Below are 14,245 nucleotides of genomic sequence, written 5' to 3' on the forward strand. Positions count from 1 at the left end.
CCGGCCGCGCGCGGCATTTCGCGCGCGGCCGTCACGCACTTGCGTCTCCATGCCGAACACCATGACTCACCGCCAGTCCGAACTGCTGCTGAATCGTCTCGAAGCGCTGAGCTCGGGGCCGACGCGGCAGCATCTGCCCGACGGCCTGCGCGGCATCGAAAAGGAAAGCCTGCGCGTGACGCGCGACGGGATGATCGCGTTCACGCCGCATCCGCGCGCGCTCGGTTCGGCGCTCACGCACCCGTCATTGACGACCGACTATTCCGAAGCGCTGATCGAACTGATCACGCCGGCGGAAAGCGACGCGTCGATCACGCTCGAACGTCTCGACGATCTGCACCGCTACGTCTATGCGTCGCTCGGCGACGAGATGCTGTGGAACGACTCGATGCCGGGCCTGCTGCCGGCCGACGATGAAATTCCGATCGCCGACTACGGCACGTCGAACATCGGCCGCCTGAAGACGGTGTACCGCCGCGGGCTCGCGTATCGCTACGGCCGCACGATGCAGTGCATCGCCGGCATCCACTACAACTACTCGCTGCACGAGGAAGTGTGGCGGCGCCTGCATGCGGAAGAGGGCTCGACGGCCACGCTCGTCGACTACCAGTCGGAGCGCTATCTCGCGCAGATTCGCAATTTCCGCCGCCGCAGCTGGCTCCTGATGTACCTGTTCGGCGCTTCGCCGGCGCTCGACGTGAAATTCCTGCGCGGCAAACCGCACAAGCTCGACGTGTTCGATGCCGATACGCTGTACCGGCCGTACGCGACGAGCCTGCGGATGAGCGATCTCGGTTACTCGAACACGACCGCGCAGGCCGCGCTGCACGTCGACTACAACACGCTGCCCGGCTATCTCGATGCGCTGTCGAAGGCCGTGAGCGAGCCGTATCCGCCGTACGAGGCGATCGGCACGCATCGCGACGGCGAGTGGATCCAGATCAACACGAACGTGCTGCAGATCGAGAACGAGTTCTACTCGACGATCCGGCCGAAGCGCGTCACGTATTCGGGCGAGCGTCCGCTGCATGCGCTCGCGTCGCGCGGCGTGCAGTACATCGAAGTGCGCTGCCTCGACATCGATCCGTTCGAGCCGACCGGCATCGCGCTGGAGACCGCGCGCTTCATCGACGCGTTCCTGCTCGCATGCGCGCTCGACGACAGCCCCGCGCTCGACTGCGATGCGTACAAGGAAGCGAATGCGAACTTCGCCAGCGTCACGATGGACGGGCGCAAGCCGGGGCTGACGCTCGTGCGCGACGGCCAGTCGGTCACGCTGCAGGCGTGGGCGGACGACCTGATGGCCGATATCGAGACCGTCGGGCTCCGTCTCGACGAGATCCGCGGCGGCGACGAGCATGCGCGTGCGATCGCCGCGCAGCGCGAGAAGCTCGGCGATCCGGAGCGCACGCCGTCCGCGCGTGTGCTGCGCACGATGCGCGAGAACGGGCAGTCGTTCCTCGCGTTCGCGCGCGCGCATAGCGAAGCGCACGCCGCGCATTTCCGCGCGAACCCGCCGTCGGCCGAGACGATGCGCGCCGAGCAGGCGCTCGCGGCGAAGTCGCTGGCCGAGCAGGCCGAGCTGGAAGCGAAGGAGGCCGGATCGTTCGATGCGTTCGTCGCGGCCTATCGGGCCTATACGCTGAACCGCTTCAGCGTTTGACGGCCGCCACCCGCTGCGCGGCGCGCGGCGGGCATCGGGCTGCGGGCCCGGTGGTCGAGCGCTGGCGCACCCGCCACGGCTTCGGCCGCTTCAGTGATGCGCGTACGTGTCGCGGTCGATCACGTGCGGCAGCGCCGGCTTTCCCGATTCCACATTCACGTGGCCGTCGCTGCCGTGGCCGGCCGCGTCGCCGCGCGCCTGCGCGGCGCGCTGCATGATCGTCTGCATGTTTTGCGGAAAATCGGGGCCGCTGGCGAGACTCGGTCGATAGCCGGCGGCCTGCAGTTCCGCGAGTTCCTGGCGAACTTGCGCGCGTGTCAGCGTCGACTCGGCCTGAGCGTGGGCGGCGACGGCCGAGCCGATCAGCATCAACGCGCATGCCGCACGTTTCATGGTCTTCATCTTGTTTGCTCCGTGAGCGTTCCGGAGCCGCGCCTTGGTCTGCGTCGGCGCGGGCGGAATCGATGCAGCGAGTCTAGGCTTCGGATCCCAAACGAAACACCCTGCGCTGCGTCAGTCACCTTTGCCGGTTGAGCAACATTGCGCGGCCGCTTGCTGGCGCGCGCGTCAGCGGGGCGCCAGCGGTCGTTCAGCGTGCGGCGGATGCCGCGTATCGGCACCGCGCGCATCGGGCTTGCCCTCCTTGTAGAAGCGCGATGCGCCTCCTAACCTCTTTTTAAGCGACCGATCGGTCGGCGCGCCGGGATGGTTGCGTGCGCAAGCGTCGGAGGATCGTTGCGGCCGTGGAACGGACGTTTGAACGGGATCGAGGTGTGCGCGGGCGCTGATGCGCGAACCTGGGTCGACCGCGAAGCATGGGACGGGAGTAAGTGCTGAAGCGCCAACTCCGGTCGACCGCAAAGCATGGGACGGGAGCAAGCGCTGAAGCGCCAACTCCCATCGACCGCGAAGCATGGGATGGGAGTAAGCGCTAAAGCGCTAACTCCCATCGACAACGGAGACACGATGAATCCAACCGCAGCCCTGCCGCCCGGCATCCTCTTCGCGCAGCCATTGACGCCCGTCGCCAACTCGCTGTTCCTGTCGTTCCTCGTCGCCGTGATCCCGATCGCGGTCGCGCTGATCGCGCTCGGCGTGCTGCGCCGGCCCGCGTGGCAGGCGTCGCTCGCCGGCCTCGTCGCCGGCCTCGCGGTCGCGATCGGCGCGTGGGGCATGCCGGCCGGCCTCGCGTTCAACGCGGTCGGCGCCGGCATGGCGCTCGCGGTCGTGCCGGTGATGTGGATCGTGTTCAACGCGCTGCTGCTGTACAACATCGCGGTCAAATCGGGTCGCTTCGACCAGTTCCGGCAGTGGATGCTCGACAACCTGCCCGACGACCGCCGCCTCGTGCTGCTCGTCGTCGCATTCTCGTTCGGCTGTCTGCTCGAAGGGATCTCCGGGTTCGGCACGCCGGTCGCGATTACCAGCGCGCTCTTGATCGCGCTCGGCTTCCCGGCGCTCGAAGCACTCACCTACACGCTGCTGTTCAACACGGCGCCGGTCGCGTTCGGCGCGCTCGGCGTGCCGATCACCGTGCTCGGCGCGGTCACGTCGCTGCCGCCCGCGACGCTCGGTGCGATGGTCGGCCGGCAACTGCCGTTCTTCGCACTGCTGCTGCCGTTCTATGTGGTCGGCGCGTACGGCGGCCTGCGCTCGATCTCGAAGCTGTGGCCCGCGTTGCTCGTGTCGGGCGGCAGCTTCGCGATCGCGCAGTTCGTCACGTCGAACTTCCTCGGCTATCAGCTCACCGACGTGCTGTCGTCGCTCACCTCGCTGATCGTCACGATCGGCTTCCTCCAGGTGTGGAAGCCGCAGCCCGATCCGCAATACGCGCTCGCACGCAGCGCGCCCGCTGCGGCCGGCGCCGCGCGCGCCGGTTTTGGCGGCTGGCTGCCGTGGATCGTCGTGTCGGTGGTCGTGATCGTCTGGGTGCACGCGAATGTCGCGGCGATCGGCGACGTGAAAATCAAATGGCCGGGCCTGCACAACGCGGTGTTCGTGTCGCTGTATCACAAGCCGTATGCGGCGATCTGGGACTTCCAGCCGCTCGGCACCGGCACCGCGATCCTCCTGTCGGCAATCATCACGGCCGCGCTCACGCGCACCGGCATCGGCGCGTTCTTCGAATGCGTGGTCAAGACCTGGCGCCAGACATGGATCGCCATCGTCACGGTGATGATGATCGTCGGGCTCGCGTACCTGCTGAACTATTCGGGCATCAGCTATACGCTCGGCACCGGCGTCGCGTCGACCGGCGCGCTGTTCCCGCTCGTGTCGGCGTCGCTCGGCTGGATCGCGGTGTTCCTGTCCGGCAGCGACACGTCCGGCAATGCGCTGTTCGGCAACCTGCAGGTGGTCGCGGCGCGGCAGCTCGGCTTCGATCCGGTGCTGATGGCCGCGACCAACTCGTCGGGCGGCGTGATGGGCAAGATGATCTCGCCGCAGAACATCGCGACGGGCGTGTCGACAACCGATCTGAAGGGGCAGGAAGGCGTCGTGTTCGCGCGCACCTTCTGGCACAGCGTGATCCTCACGCTGCTGCTCGGCGTGCTCGTGTTCCTGCAGCAGCACGTGTTCACGTGGATGATCCCGGCGCTGCCGAAGTGACGCACGGCGGGAAGCAAGAAGGAAGGCACGAGGAAAACGACGACGGCGGGCGCGGGAAAAGCGCCCGGAATATGCAGCGGCGTGCGGGGGAATGCGCGAAATCCGGTGAGCGCGCGGCGGCTCAGCGCGCGTTCGCCGGCCGCGCCGCGTGTGCGCGCTCGTGCGTCGCGGTCGGCACCGGGAGGATGCACGCGAGGAACGCATCGATCGCGGGGCTCTGGCGGCGCGCCTTCAGGTAGTACACGTATTCGTCGATCGTCGTGTCGACGCCGCGCAGCGCGACGACGCGCAGGTCCGGATGGCGCTCGGCCTCGCCGCGCGGAAACAGGCTGCCGCCCACGCCATGCAGGATCGCCTCGCGGATCGCTTCGCGGCTGCCGATCTCGGCGACGGATGTGGCCGCCACGCCGGCGGCCGCGAGGATCGTCTCCGTGCAGCGGCGCGTGACCGATCCTTCCTCGCGAATCAGCAGCCGCACGTCGGCGAGCTGCGCGGCGTCGATCGCGTCGAAGCGCGCGAGCGGATGGTCGCGATGCACGACGAGGACGAGCGGATCAGTGGAGATCACCTTGCGTTCGAGGCCGTCCGCGTCATTGCGTTGCGACGACACCGCGAGGTCGATGCGGAATTCCTGCAGCGCCTGCAGGATTTCCTCGGAATTGCCGATCCGGCACGTGAGCGCGATCGACGGATGCGCATGCGAGAAGCGGCCGACTGCGTCCATGATGTAGTACGGCCCCGTCGCGCCGATCCGCAGGTGTCCTTCGAATAGCCCGCCGACGTTGCGCAGCATGATGTCGGCCTGCGCCTCGAGCGCGATCATCTTCTCGACGAGCGGCAGCAGCTCGATGCCGGTCTCGGTGACCTCGAGCTTGCGGCCGCTGCGATAGAACAGCTCGACGCCGTACAACTGCTCGACCTGCCGGATCTGCGCGGCGATCGTCGGCTGGCTCACGCCCAGATGGCGCGCGGCGCGCGTGATGCTGCCCTGCCGGACGGTCGCATGAAACGCCTTCAGCTGATCGAACACGGCTCGGCTTCTCCCCCCCTCTTCATCGCGCGTCAGCGTAGCGCAGGCATGTGTCGGCCGGATGAAAGGCACGCCGGGCGCCGCTTCGAAAAAAAACTGGGGATGAGCGCAAGAAACCTGCTGGAACCGGTCACGGCCGGGACACGCCGGTGCGGAGTAATAACGGCAACGCACCGACCGCCGGCCCCGCTCGACCGGCGCCACCCTTACCGACCCACAGGATCTTCTTCATGTCCGCCACCAATCGACGCGATTTCCTGCGCCTTGCCGCCCAGTCGGCCGGCGCGATGGCCGCCTACGCCGGTTTTCCGCCCGCGATCCGCAAGGCCCTGGCCATGCCGGCCGCCTATCGCACGGGCACGATCCGCGACGTCGAACACGTCGTGATCTTCATGCAGGAAAACCGCTCGTTCGACCATTACTTCGGCGGGCTGCGCGGCGTGCGCGGCTTCAACGACCCGCGCCCGCACCTGCTGCCGAGCGGTGCGCCGGTGTGGCAGCAGCCGCCGGCGTCGGTGTTCACGAAGAACTACCATTCGCGCGGGCTCGACCCGTCCGCGCCGTACGTGCTGCCGTTCTACCTCGACCCGAAGCAGACGACCGAATTCCAGCCGGGCACCAACCATGGCTGGAGCAGCGGCCACCTCGCATGGAACAACGGCCAGTGGGACCAGTGGGTGAACCAGAAGCAGGACGTGCTGACGATGGGCTACCTGAAGCGTCAGGATCTTACGTACCACTACGCACTGGCCGACGCGTTCACGATCTGCGATTCGTACTTCTGCTCCGCGCATGCCGACACGGCGCCGAACCGCATCTACCTGTGGACCGGCACGGTCGATTCGCGCAACGTGTACGGCACGCAGCCGAACGGCCCGGGCATCGGCGAGCGCAACGACACGAACGGCTACACGTGGACGACCTACGCGGAACGTCTCGAGAACGCGAAGATCAGCTGGAAGGTGTACCAGGGCGGCACCGGCATCCCGGGCGACCCGACCGACAACTACACCGACAACTCGCTGATGTTCTTCAAGAAGTTCCAGGTGAAGGAGGGCGCGAGCGGCCCGCTGGTCGACAAGGGCGCGTCGAACCATACGCTCGCCGAGCTGAAGGCCGACGTGCAGGCGAACCGGCTGCCGCAGGTGTCGTGGATCGTGTCGCCGTACAAGTACAGCGAGCACCCGCAGGCATCGCCGACCGACGGCGCGTTCTACATCAACATGGTGCTCGAGGCGCTGACGTCGAACCCCGAGGTGTGGGCGAAGACGGTGTTCATCCTCAACTACGACGAGAACGACGGGCTGTTCGACCACGTCGTGCCGCCGGTGCCGCCGGTCACGAGCGGCGTGGGCGGCCAGGGCATCGTGTCGTCGAACCTGCTGTCGAACCTCGGCGACGAATTCCTCGACCTGAACAAGTACCCGGGCGAGATGAGCCCGCTGGTGCCGGGCGCGGATCCGGGCGGCATCCAGCCGATCGGCCTCGGGCCGCGCGTGCCGCTGATCATCATCTCGCCGTGGACGAAGGGCGGCTGGGTCTGCTCGGAGACGTTCGACCATACGTCGGTGCTGCGTTTCCTCGAGGCGCGCTTCGGCGTGCAGGAGCCGAACATCAGCGCGTGGCGCCGGTCCATCTGCGGCGACCTCACGTCGGCATTCGACTTCTCCGCGCGGCCCGATACGCGCACGGTGAGCTTCACGGTGCCTCAGCACATCGCCACCGCCGGCCAGGCATACCAGGTGCCGGCGCAGCAGACGATGCCCGCGCAGGAGCCCGGCACGCGCCCGGCGCGCGCGCTGCCGTACGAGCTGTTCGTGCATGCGCGCGTGAACGGGCGTGACGACAGCGTGCAGCTCGACTTCGCGAACTCGGGCGACGCGGGTGCCGCGTTCTACGTGTACGACCGCCGCAATCCCGCGACGCCGCCGCGCCGCTACGCGGTGTCGTCGCACGACCGCTTCGCCGATACCTGGAGCACGTCGGCCGCGCGCGGCGACTACCATCTCGCCGCCTATGGCCCGAACGGCTATCTGTGCGAATTCCAGGGCAACACGCGCCTTGCCGCGGACGGCCGCCACGCGAATCCTGAAGCGAAGATCGGCTACGACGTGCGCAATCGCCACGTGTACCTGCAACTGCGCAACAGCGGCCGTGCGGCATGCCGCGTGGTCGTCGACAACGCATACAGCCACGCGCATGCGCGCACCTACACGCTGGAGCCCGGCGAGCGCATCGAGGATCACTTCGAGCTGTCGTCGAGCCACGGCTGGTACGATCTGACGATCACCGCGACGACGCTGCGCGGCGGCGACGACAAGGTGGTGCGCCGCTTCGCGGGCCACGTCGAGACGGGCCGGCCGAGCCAGAGCGATCCGGGGCCGGTCAAGCAGACGGCCTGACGGCAGGCCCGCGTCGCGCGGCCCGGCGTGCTCGCGCCGGCCGCGCGATGCCGCGGCGGCGGCCTGCCGCTGGGTGAGAGCGGTTTTGGAAACTGAAAACTGTTGACAATATCGCGGGCCGAGGGTATACAACGATCATTCGCCGACATGGCGCCCTCGTTCTCATCCGCAGCTTCGCTGCCTGCCCGACCATGACTGCCCCGAACGCGCTCAACGCCATCGAACTCCTGCAAAGCCAGTCGCTCGCGATGATTGTCCAGGACATGCTCGAGCGCGCGATCGTGTCCGGCGAATACGCGCCGGGCGAGAAACTCAACGAAGTCGATATCGCGACGAAGCTGAACGTGTCGCGCGGCCCGGTGCGCGAGGCGTTTCGCGCGCTCGAGCAGGCCGGGCTGCTGCGCAACGAGAAGAACCGCGGCGTGACGGTGCGCGTCGTGCCGCTGCGCGAGGCCGAGGAAATCTACGAAGTGCGCGCGATGCTCGACGAGTCGGTGGCGCGCGCGCTCGCGAAACGCATTTCGCCCGACACGCTGAAGGTGCTGAAGGGCATCATCCAGTCGATGAAGGATGCGGCGAAGACGCACGACGTCACGCGCTACACCGAGCTGAACGTGCAGTTCCACGATGCGATGGTGGTCGGTGTCGGCAATACGCATCTCACCGACACCTATCGCCGGCTCGTGCGCCAGCTCGGGCTGCTGCGCCAGGCCGCGATCGAGGCCGAGGAGAATGCGATCGCGGTGTCGGCGGCCGAGCACGACAAGATCGTGCAGGCGCTCGCGAACGGCGACGAGGAGAAGGCGGTCGCGCTGGTGCGCGAGCACGTCGCACACGGCCTTGCGCGGATGCGCCGCACGCACGAGCAGGGGCTGCCCGCGGCGGGCAAGGCCGCGCGCGAGAAAGCCGCGCGCGCGTGACGTAGCCGCACGGACAGTCGCGCCAAAGGCAACGGGACGCTTCGCAGCGTCCCTTTTTCATTGCGCGTCACGTCATCGCATCGGCGCATCGTCACGCCTTGTCCGCTTTCCCCGCCGCGCTCGCGAATTTCGCGAGCCACGTGTCGATCCTCGCCGGCCGTCGGCCCTCGTCTTCCGCGCGCTCCTTGCGGCGGATCGCATTGCGCACGACATGCGCGCCCACATAGCGGATCGGCTCCGGCGGGAAATGGCCGAGCGGGCCGCGCACGATCGGACTGCGCGTCCACGCGTTGTCGAGGCCGAGCACCAGCGACGACAGGATCTGCCCGCCCATGTAGGTCGGCCCGACGCCGTTGCCCGAATAGCCGAACCCGTAGAACACGTTCGGCGCGTCGTCGAGGCGGCCGAAGAACGGGAAGCCCGTCACCGAGCGGTCCGACGGCCCGTTCCAGCTTGCGGTGACCGGCACGCCGGCGAGCGACGGGAAGAATTCGCGCAGGCTCTGCGTGAGCTGCGCCTCGTACGGCGAGCGCCGGTCGAACACCGGCGCGATGCGGCTGCGCCACGAGAACGTGTTGCCGCCCTTGCCGAGCATCAGCCGCCCGTCGGCGGTCGTGCGGTAGTAGTACACGAAGATCCGCGAATCGAGCACCGACACACCGTCCACGAGGCCGGTCCGCTCGAGCAGCTCCGGGCATTTCTCGGTGATGACCATGTCGCTCGACACGACCGCGATCGTGCGCTCGAACTGCGGGAAGCGGCTCGCCATCCACGCGTTGATCGCGAACACCAGCTGGCCCGCCCGCACGCTGCCGGACGGCGTGCGCACGACGGCCGGCTGCCCCGGCGTGAAGTCGACGAGCGGCGTGCGCTCGTAGATCCGGATTCCCATCTCGAGCGCGACGCGGCGCAGCCCGCGCACCAGCTTGCCCGGATGCACGGTCGCGGCGATCGGCGAGTACACGCCGTCGAGATTGCGCGCGGAACCCGAGCGGCGCGCGACTTCGGCGGCCGGCAGCGGCTCGTAGCTGTGGATGCCGCACGCGGCGAGCGCATCGAGCACCGGCGCGAGCGTGCCGACCTGCGCGCGCGACGTTGCCGTGTACAGCGTGCCGTCGAGCCGCAGCTCGGCATCGATGCGATGCGCGCGGCAGAAGTCGGCGATGTGCTGAACGGCCGCCTCCGACGCCTTCACGAGCCGGATTGCCTCCGCTTCGCCGAACAGTCGGCGCAACGTCAGGAATTTCGCGGACCACGTGAGCAGGCATCCGCCGTTGCGCCCGCTCGCGCCGGCGCCGCACAGGTCGGCCTCGAGTATCGCGATGTCGAGCGCGGGGTTCTGCTGCTTCGCCTGGATCGCCGTCCAGAGCCCGGTGAAGCCGCCGCCGACGATACAGACGTCGGCCTGCGTTGCGCCTTGCAGCGCGGGGGCGAGATCGCCGTCGTTGAACAATGCTTGTTCGATCCAGAAGGGTCGCATCGGATGTCGTGCCGGTAAGGGTAGGCCGCCGTGCCGCGCACGGCGGGAAAACATGACGAACGTGCCGCCCGGCGATGCATGTCGCCGGGCGGCGGGGCATCGCGTCAGGCCGCCGCTTCGGCGGACACGCGGCGCACGCCCATCGCTTTCAGCGTGTCGGCGATTGCGGCGACCGCGCCGGGAATGCCGGCTTCGCCGAAGTGCCCGATGCAGCCGACGCGGAACGTGTCGACTTCCGTCAGCTTTCCCGGATACAGAATGTAGCCGCGCTTTTTGACCTCCTGATAAAACCGCTTGAAGTCGTAGTTCGGATCGTCCGGCGCATGGAACGTGACGATGATCGGCGCCTGGATCGCCGGATCGAGGAATGGCCGGAAGCCGAGCGCGCGCATCCCGTCGACCAGCGCGCGGTAGTTGCGCTGGTAGCGGCCGCCGCGTGCGGCGAGCCCGCCTTCGTCGACGTACTGCGCGACGGCCGCGTCGAGTGCCGCGACCACGTGCGTCGGCGGCGTGAAGCGCCATTGCGTCGTGCGCTGCATGTAGACCCACTGGTCGTACAGGTCCATCGCGAGCGAGTGGCTGTTGCCCTCGCAGCGTTCGAGCGCCGCGCGCTTCGCGATCACGAAGCCGAGCCCCGGCACGCCTTCGAGACACTTGCCCGACGCGGCGATCACCGCGTCGAACGGCGTCGTGCGCGCGTCGATGTCGACCGCGCCGAACGAGCTCATCGCGTCGACGATCAGCCCCCGGCCGTGTTTCGCGACCACCTGCGCGACGTCGTGCAGCGGATTCAGCACGCCGGCGCCGGTTTCGCAGTGGACGAGCGCGACGTGCGTGATGGTCGGATCGGCGGCGAGCGCACGCTCGACGTCGGCCGGGTCGACACGGCGATCCTCGCTGTAATCGATCGTCGTGAGCGTGCGGCCGAGCACGCGGCAGATCTTCGCGATGCGCTGGCAGTACGCGCCGTTGTTCGGCACGAGCACGTGGCCGTCGCGCGGCACGAGCGTGCCGATCGCCGCCTCGACCGAGAACGTGCCGCTGCCCTGCAGCGGCACGCATTCGTGCGTGCCTTCGCCGTGCACGATCTGCAGCAGCCGTTCGCGCAGCCGCGCGGTGATCGCGTTGAAGTCGCTGTCCCACGAGCCCCAGTCGCGCAGCATCGCGTCGCGCGTGCGCTCCGAGGTCGTCAGCGGGCCGGGGGTGAGCAGGATGGGCTGGGTGGCGAGCGTCATGGTGTCTCCTGGGTGAAGTCGGAACGTCACGTGAATGCGGCGAGGGAATCAGCGGCGATGCGTGGTGCGCCATGCCTGCGTGCGACGCAACAGGCGATGCGAGATGCACGCGAACAGCACGCACGCGAACGACGAGGTCGCGAGCACGAGCGTCGCCATCGCGGCGGCGGGGCCCATCTGGCCCGCGTCGTCGAGGTTCAGGATCGCGACGGAGGCGGGCTGCGTGTCCGGCGAGTACAGGAACGCGACGGCGGAAACCGTCGTCATCCCGTTGACGAACAGGTAACGCGCGATCAGCAGGATCGCTGGCATGCATACGGGCACGGTCACGCGCAGGAAGGTCTTGTAGAACGGCACCTTCAGCGACGCCGACACGGCCTCGAACTCGCTGTCGATCTGCCGCAGCGCGGTGACGGCGGTCAGGTGGCTCGACGCGTAGTAGTGGACGACCGTGACGATCGCGAGCAGCCACAGCGACCCGTACAGCCCGTTCAGCGGATTGCCGGGCGCGTTGAACAGGAAGATGTAGCTGATGCCGAGCACGAGGCCCGGTACGCCCATCGGCAGGATCGCGCACAGGCTGATGAAGCCGCGCAGCCAGCGCGCGCCGCGCGTCTTCTCGATCAGGTAGGCACCGCCGAACACGACGATCGTGCCGCCGAGCGCGACGGTCGCGGCCATCCGCAGGCTGTTCTTGTACGCATCGAAGATGCCGGCCGCGATCAGGCCCATCCGGTAATGCTGCAGCCCGACGCTCATCTGGTACGGCCAGAACTTCACGAACGACGCGAACACCGAGATGCCGACTACCGCGATGAAGAATGCGCACACGAGCGCGCAGTACGCGAGCATCGCGGCGTCGAAGCCGCGCGACGGCTTCGGCTGGTACGGCGTCGAGCGCGCGCCGAGCTGCGACTGCTGGCGGCGGCGGATGAAGAAGTCGACGCCGAATGCCACCAGCGCGGGGCACAGCAGCATCAGGCTGACGACCGCGCTGCGGTTGAAGTCCTGCAACCCGATGATCAGCTTGTAGATGTCGGTCGACAATACGTTGTACGAACCGCCGATCACCACCGGCACGCCGAAGTCGTTGATGCACATCGTGAACGCCACCATCGTCGCGCTGATCAGCCCGTACTTGGCGCCGGGCAGCGTGATCGTGAAGAACTTGCGCGTGCGGCTCGTGCCCATCGCGTCGGCGGCCTCGTAGAGGCGGCCGTCCGCGAGCGACAGCGCGGTGACGAGAATCATCAGCACGTGCGGAAACGATGCGTACACCATGCTCAGCACGATGCCCGGCAGCCCGTAGATCGAGTGGCCGTGCAGCAGCGGCTTGAGCAGACCCGCGTTGCCGAACCAGTAGATGAACGACACGGCGGACAGCAGCGTCGGCGCGAGCAGCGGCAGCAGCGCGATCGTGCGCGCGGCGTTCTTCAGCGGCATGCACGAGCGCGTCAGCGCATACGCGAACGTGAACGCCATCGGCACGACGATCGTCGTGACGAGCGCGCCGACCGTCAGCGAATGGAGCATCGAGCGCAGCACGCCGCTGTCCTCGAGATACTCGACGAAGTTGCGCGTGCCGACGAAGCGGCCATCCGCATCGACGAAGCATTTCTGCACGACCAGCGCGAGCGGCAGCAGCAGGAACAGCGACATCAGCGCAGCCATCGCGACGAGCGCGAGCTGCGCGATGCGATCGTGCCAGTGCGTGAGCTGCCGCACGTCGGCAGGCGCCGCCGCGCCGCGGCGGCGTTCGGTGAGGACGGTGCTCATTGCAGTCGCTCCTTCGCGCACGGGAACACGCGGACATGCTCGCGATCGAGCGCGAGATCGATGCGCGCGCCGGCTTGCACGCCGGTGCGGTCGACGTCGTGATACGACAGGTCGGCGACGATCTCCTGGCCGTCGAGCCCGTCGATGCGAAAACTCACGCGGCAGAACGCGCCGAGGAATTCGAGCTTCTCGACGCGGCCGGCCAGCACGTTGTCGGCGGTTTCGCCCGGCACGCGGATGCGCAGGTCCTCGGGCCGCACGTAGACCGACACGGCCGCGCCTTGCGCCGTGCCGTGGCGGCAGTCGAAGCCGATGCCGCCCGCGCGCAGCGTGCCGTCCTGCGCGACTTCGGCGGGGATCGTGTTGACGCGGCCGATGAAGTCCGCGACGAACGGCGACGCCGGCTGCCGGTAAATTTCGAGCGGCGTGCCGATCTGCTCGATGACGCCGTGGTTCATCACGACGATCCGGTCGGCCATCGACAATGCTTCTTCCTGGTCGTGCGTGACCATGATCGTCGTCACGCCGAGCCGTTGCTGCAGCGCGCGGATTTCCTGGCGCAACCGCACGCGCACGCGCGCGTCGAGCGCCGACAGCGGCTCGTCGAGCAGCAGCAGGCCGGGCGAGCTCGCCAGTGCGCGCGCCAGCGCGATGCGCTGCTGCTGGCCGCCGGACAGCTGGCCCGGGTGCTTGCGATGACTGTCGGGCAGGCCGACCAGCGCGAGCAGCGTATGCACGCGTTCGTGGATCGCGTCGCGCTTCATCTTGCGATTCACGAGACCGTATGCGACGTTGTCGTAGACGGTGAGATTCGGAAACAGCGCGTACGACTGGAACACGATCCCGTAGTCGCGCAGTTGCGGCGGCAGCCGCGAGATGTCGCGGCCGTCCTGCATGATGTGACCGGCGCCTTGCGCCTCGAGCCCCGCGATGATCCGCAGCAGCGTGGTTTTCCCGCAGCCGGACGGCCCCAGGAAGCAGATCATCTCGCCCTTCATCACGCTCAGGTTGATGTCGGTGAGAACCTGTGTGTCGTTGTACCGCTTTTCGATGCGTTCTACGCTCAGATAGGGTGCCATGCACGCCTCCACGCTGCGGGCGGCCCGGACGCGGGCCGGTTACGACCATGGAA

At 68.0% G+C, this 14,245-nt stretch carries 10 protein-coding genes; 4 read left to right on the plus strand and 6 right to left on the minus strand.

Annotation, left to right across the window (positions count from 1 at the left end; translation table 11 throughout):
* Positions 1-49: 49 nt before the first annotated feature.
* Positions 50-1,663, plus strand: coding sequence for a glutamate--cysteine ligase (gshA, locus tag HW466_RS17330; RefSeq protein WP_170296745.1), 1,614 nt, complete (start codon positions 50-52; stop codon positions 1,661-1,663).
* A gap of 90 nt (positions 1,664-1,753) precedes the next feature.
* Here the strand turns inward: gshA and HW466_RS17335 are convergent, their stop codons facing one another.
* A complete protein-coding gene (locus HW466_RS17335; RefSeq protein ID WP_059980831.1) occupies positions 1,754-2,065 on the minus strand; it encodes a DUF4148 domain-containing protein in 312 nt (103 codons plus the stop codon).
* Positions 2,066-2,629: 564 nt separating this feature from the next.
* On the opposite strand from HW466_RS17335, the gene HW466_RS17340 reads away from it, so the two are divergent.
* Positions 2,630-4,270 carry an L-lactate permease gene (locus tag HW466_RS17340; RefSeq protein ID WP_059448391.1) on the plus strand — a complete coding sequence of 547 codons (1,641 nt, stop codon included), beginning with the start codon at positions 2,630-2,632 and terminating at the stop codon, positions 4,268-4,270.
* Between the two features lie 121 nt (positions 4,271-4,391).
* Here HW466_RS17340 and HW466_RS17345 read toward each other — a convergent pair whose 3' ends face one another.
* Complete coding sequence (locus HW466_RS17345; protein ID WP_059542649.1) at positions 4,392-5,300, minus strand: LysR family transcriptional regulator; 909 nt, start codon at positions 5,298-5,300, stop codon at positions 4,392-4,394.
* A 230-nt stretch (positions 5,301-5,530) separates the two neighbouring features.
* Here HW466_RS17345 and HW466_RS17350 point away from each other — a divergent pair, with 230 nt between their 5' ends.
* Both HW466_RS17350 and HW466_RS17355 read left to right on the plus strand, forming a co-directional pair.
* Positions 5,531-7,702 (plus strand): phosphocholine-specific phospholipase C, encoded by a 2,172-nt coding sequence (locus HW466_RS17350; RefSeq protein ID WP_059771713.1) that lies wholly within the window; start codon positions 5,531-5,533, stop codon positions 7,700-7,702.
* A gap of 191 nt (positions 7,703-7,893) precedes the next feature.
* A complete protein-coding gene (locus HW466_RS17355; RefSeq protein ID WP_059504411.1) occupies positions 7,894-8,622 on the plus strand; it encodes a phosphonate utilization associated transcriptional regulator in 729 nt (242 codons plus the stop codon).
* 91 nt (positions 8,623-8,713) lie between these two features.
* On the opposite strand, the gene HW466_RS17360 is transcribed toward HW466_RS17355, so the two are convergent.
* From HW466_RS17360 to HW466_RS17375, 4 genes are all read right to left on the minus strand, one after another.
* Positions 8,714-10,102: an FAD-dependent oxidoreductase gene (locus HW466_RS17360; RefSeq protein ID WP_060348104.1), complete on the minus strand. Its 1,389-nt coding sequence runs from the start codon at positions 10,100-10,102 to the stop codon at positions 8,714-8,716.
* Positions 10,103-10,206: 104 nt separating this feature from the next.
* On the minus strand, positions 10,207-11,337 hold the full coding sequence (locus tag HW466_RS17365) for a 2-aminoethylphosphonate--pyruvate transaminase (RefSeq protein ID WP_059794451.1): 1,131 nt from the start codon (positions 11,335-11,337) through the stop codon (positions 10,207-10,209).
* Positions 11,338-11,385: 48 nt separating this feature from the next.
* Entirely contained in the window at positions 11,386-13,113 is a 1,728-nt protein-coding gene (locus tag HW466_RS17370; RefSeq protein WP_059771720.1) for a putative 2-aminoethylphosphonate ABC transporter permease subunit, read from the minus strand.
* The gene (locus HW466_RS17375) at positions 13,110-14,192 is read right to left on the minus strand and encodes a putative 2-aminoethylphosphonate ABC transporter ATP-binding protein (protein ID WP_151004040.1); all 1,083 of its coding nucleotides are present in this window, start codon (positions 14,190-14,192) and stop codon (positions 13,110-13,112) included. Before HW466_RS17375 ends, HW466_RS17370 begins: the two co-directional genes overlap by 4 nt.
* Positions 14,193-14,245: the final 53 nt, after the last annotated feature.

It is taken from the genome of Burkholderia territorii (assembly GCF_902833055.1).
Taxonomy (GTDB): domain Bacteria; phylum Pseudomonadota; class Gammaproteobacteria; order Burkholderiales; family Burkholderiaceae; genus Burkholderia; species Burkholderia territorii.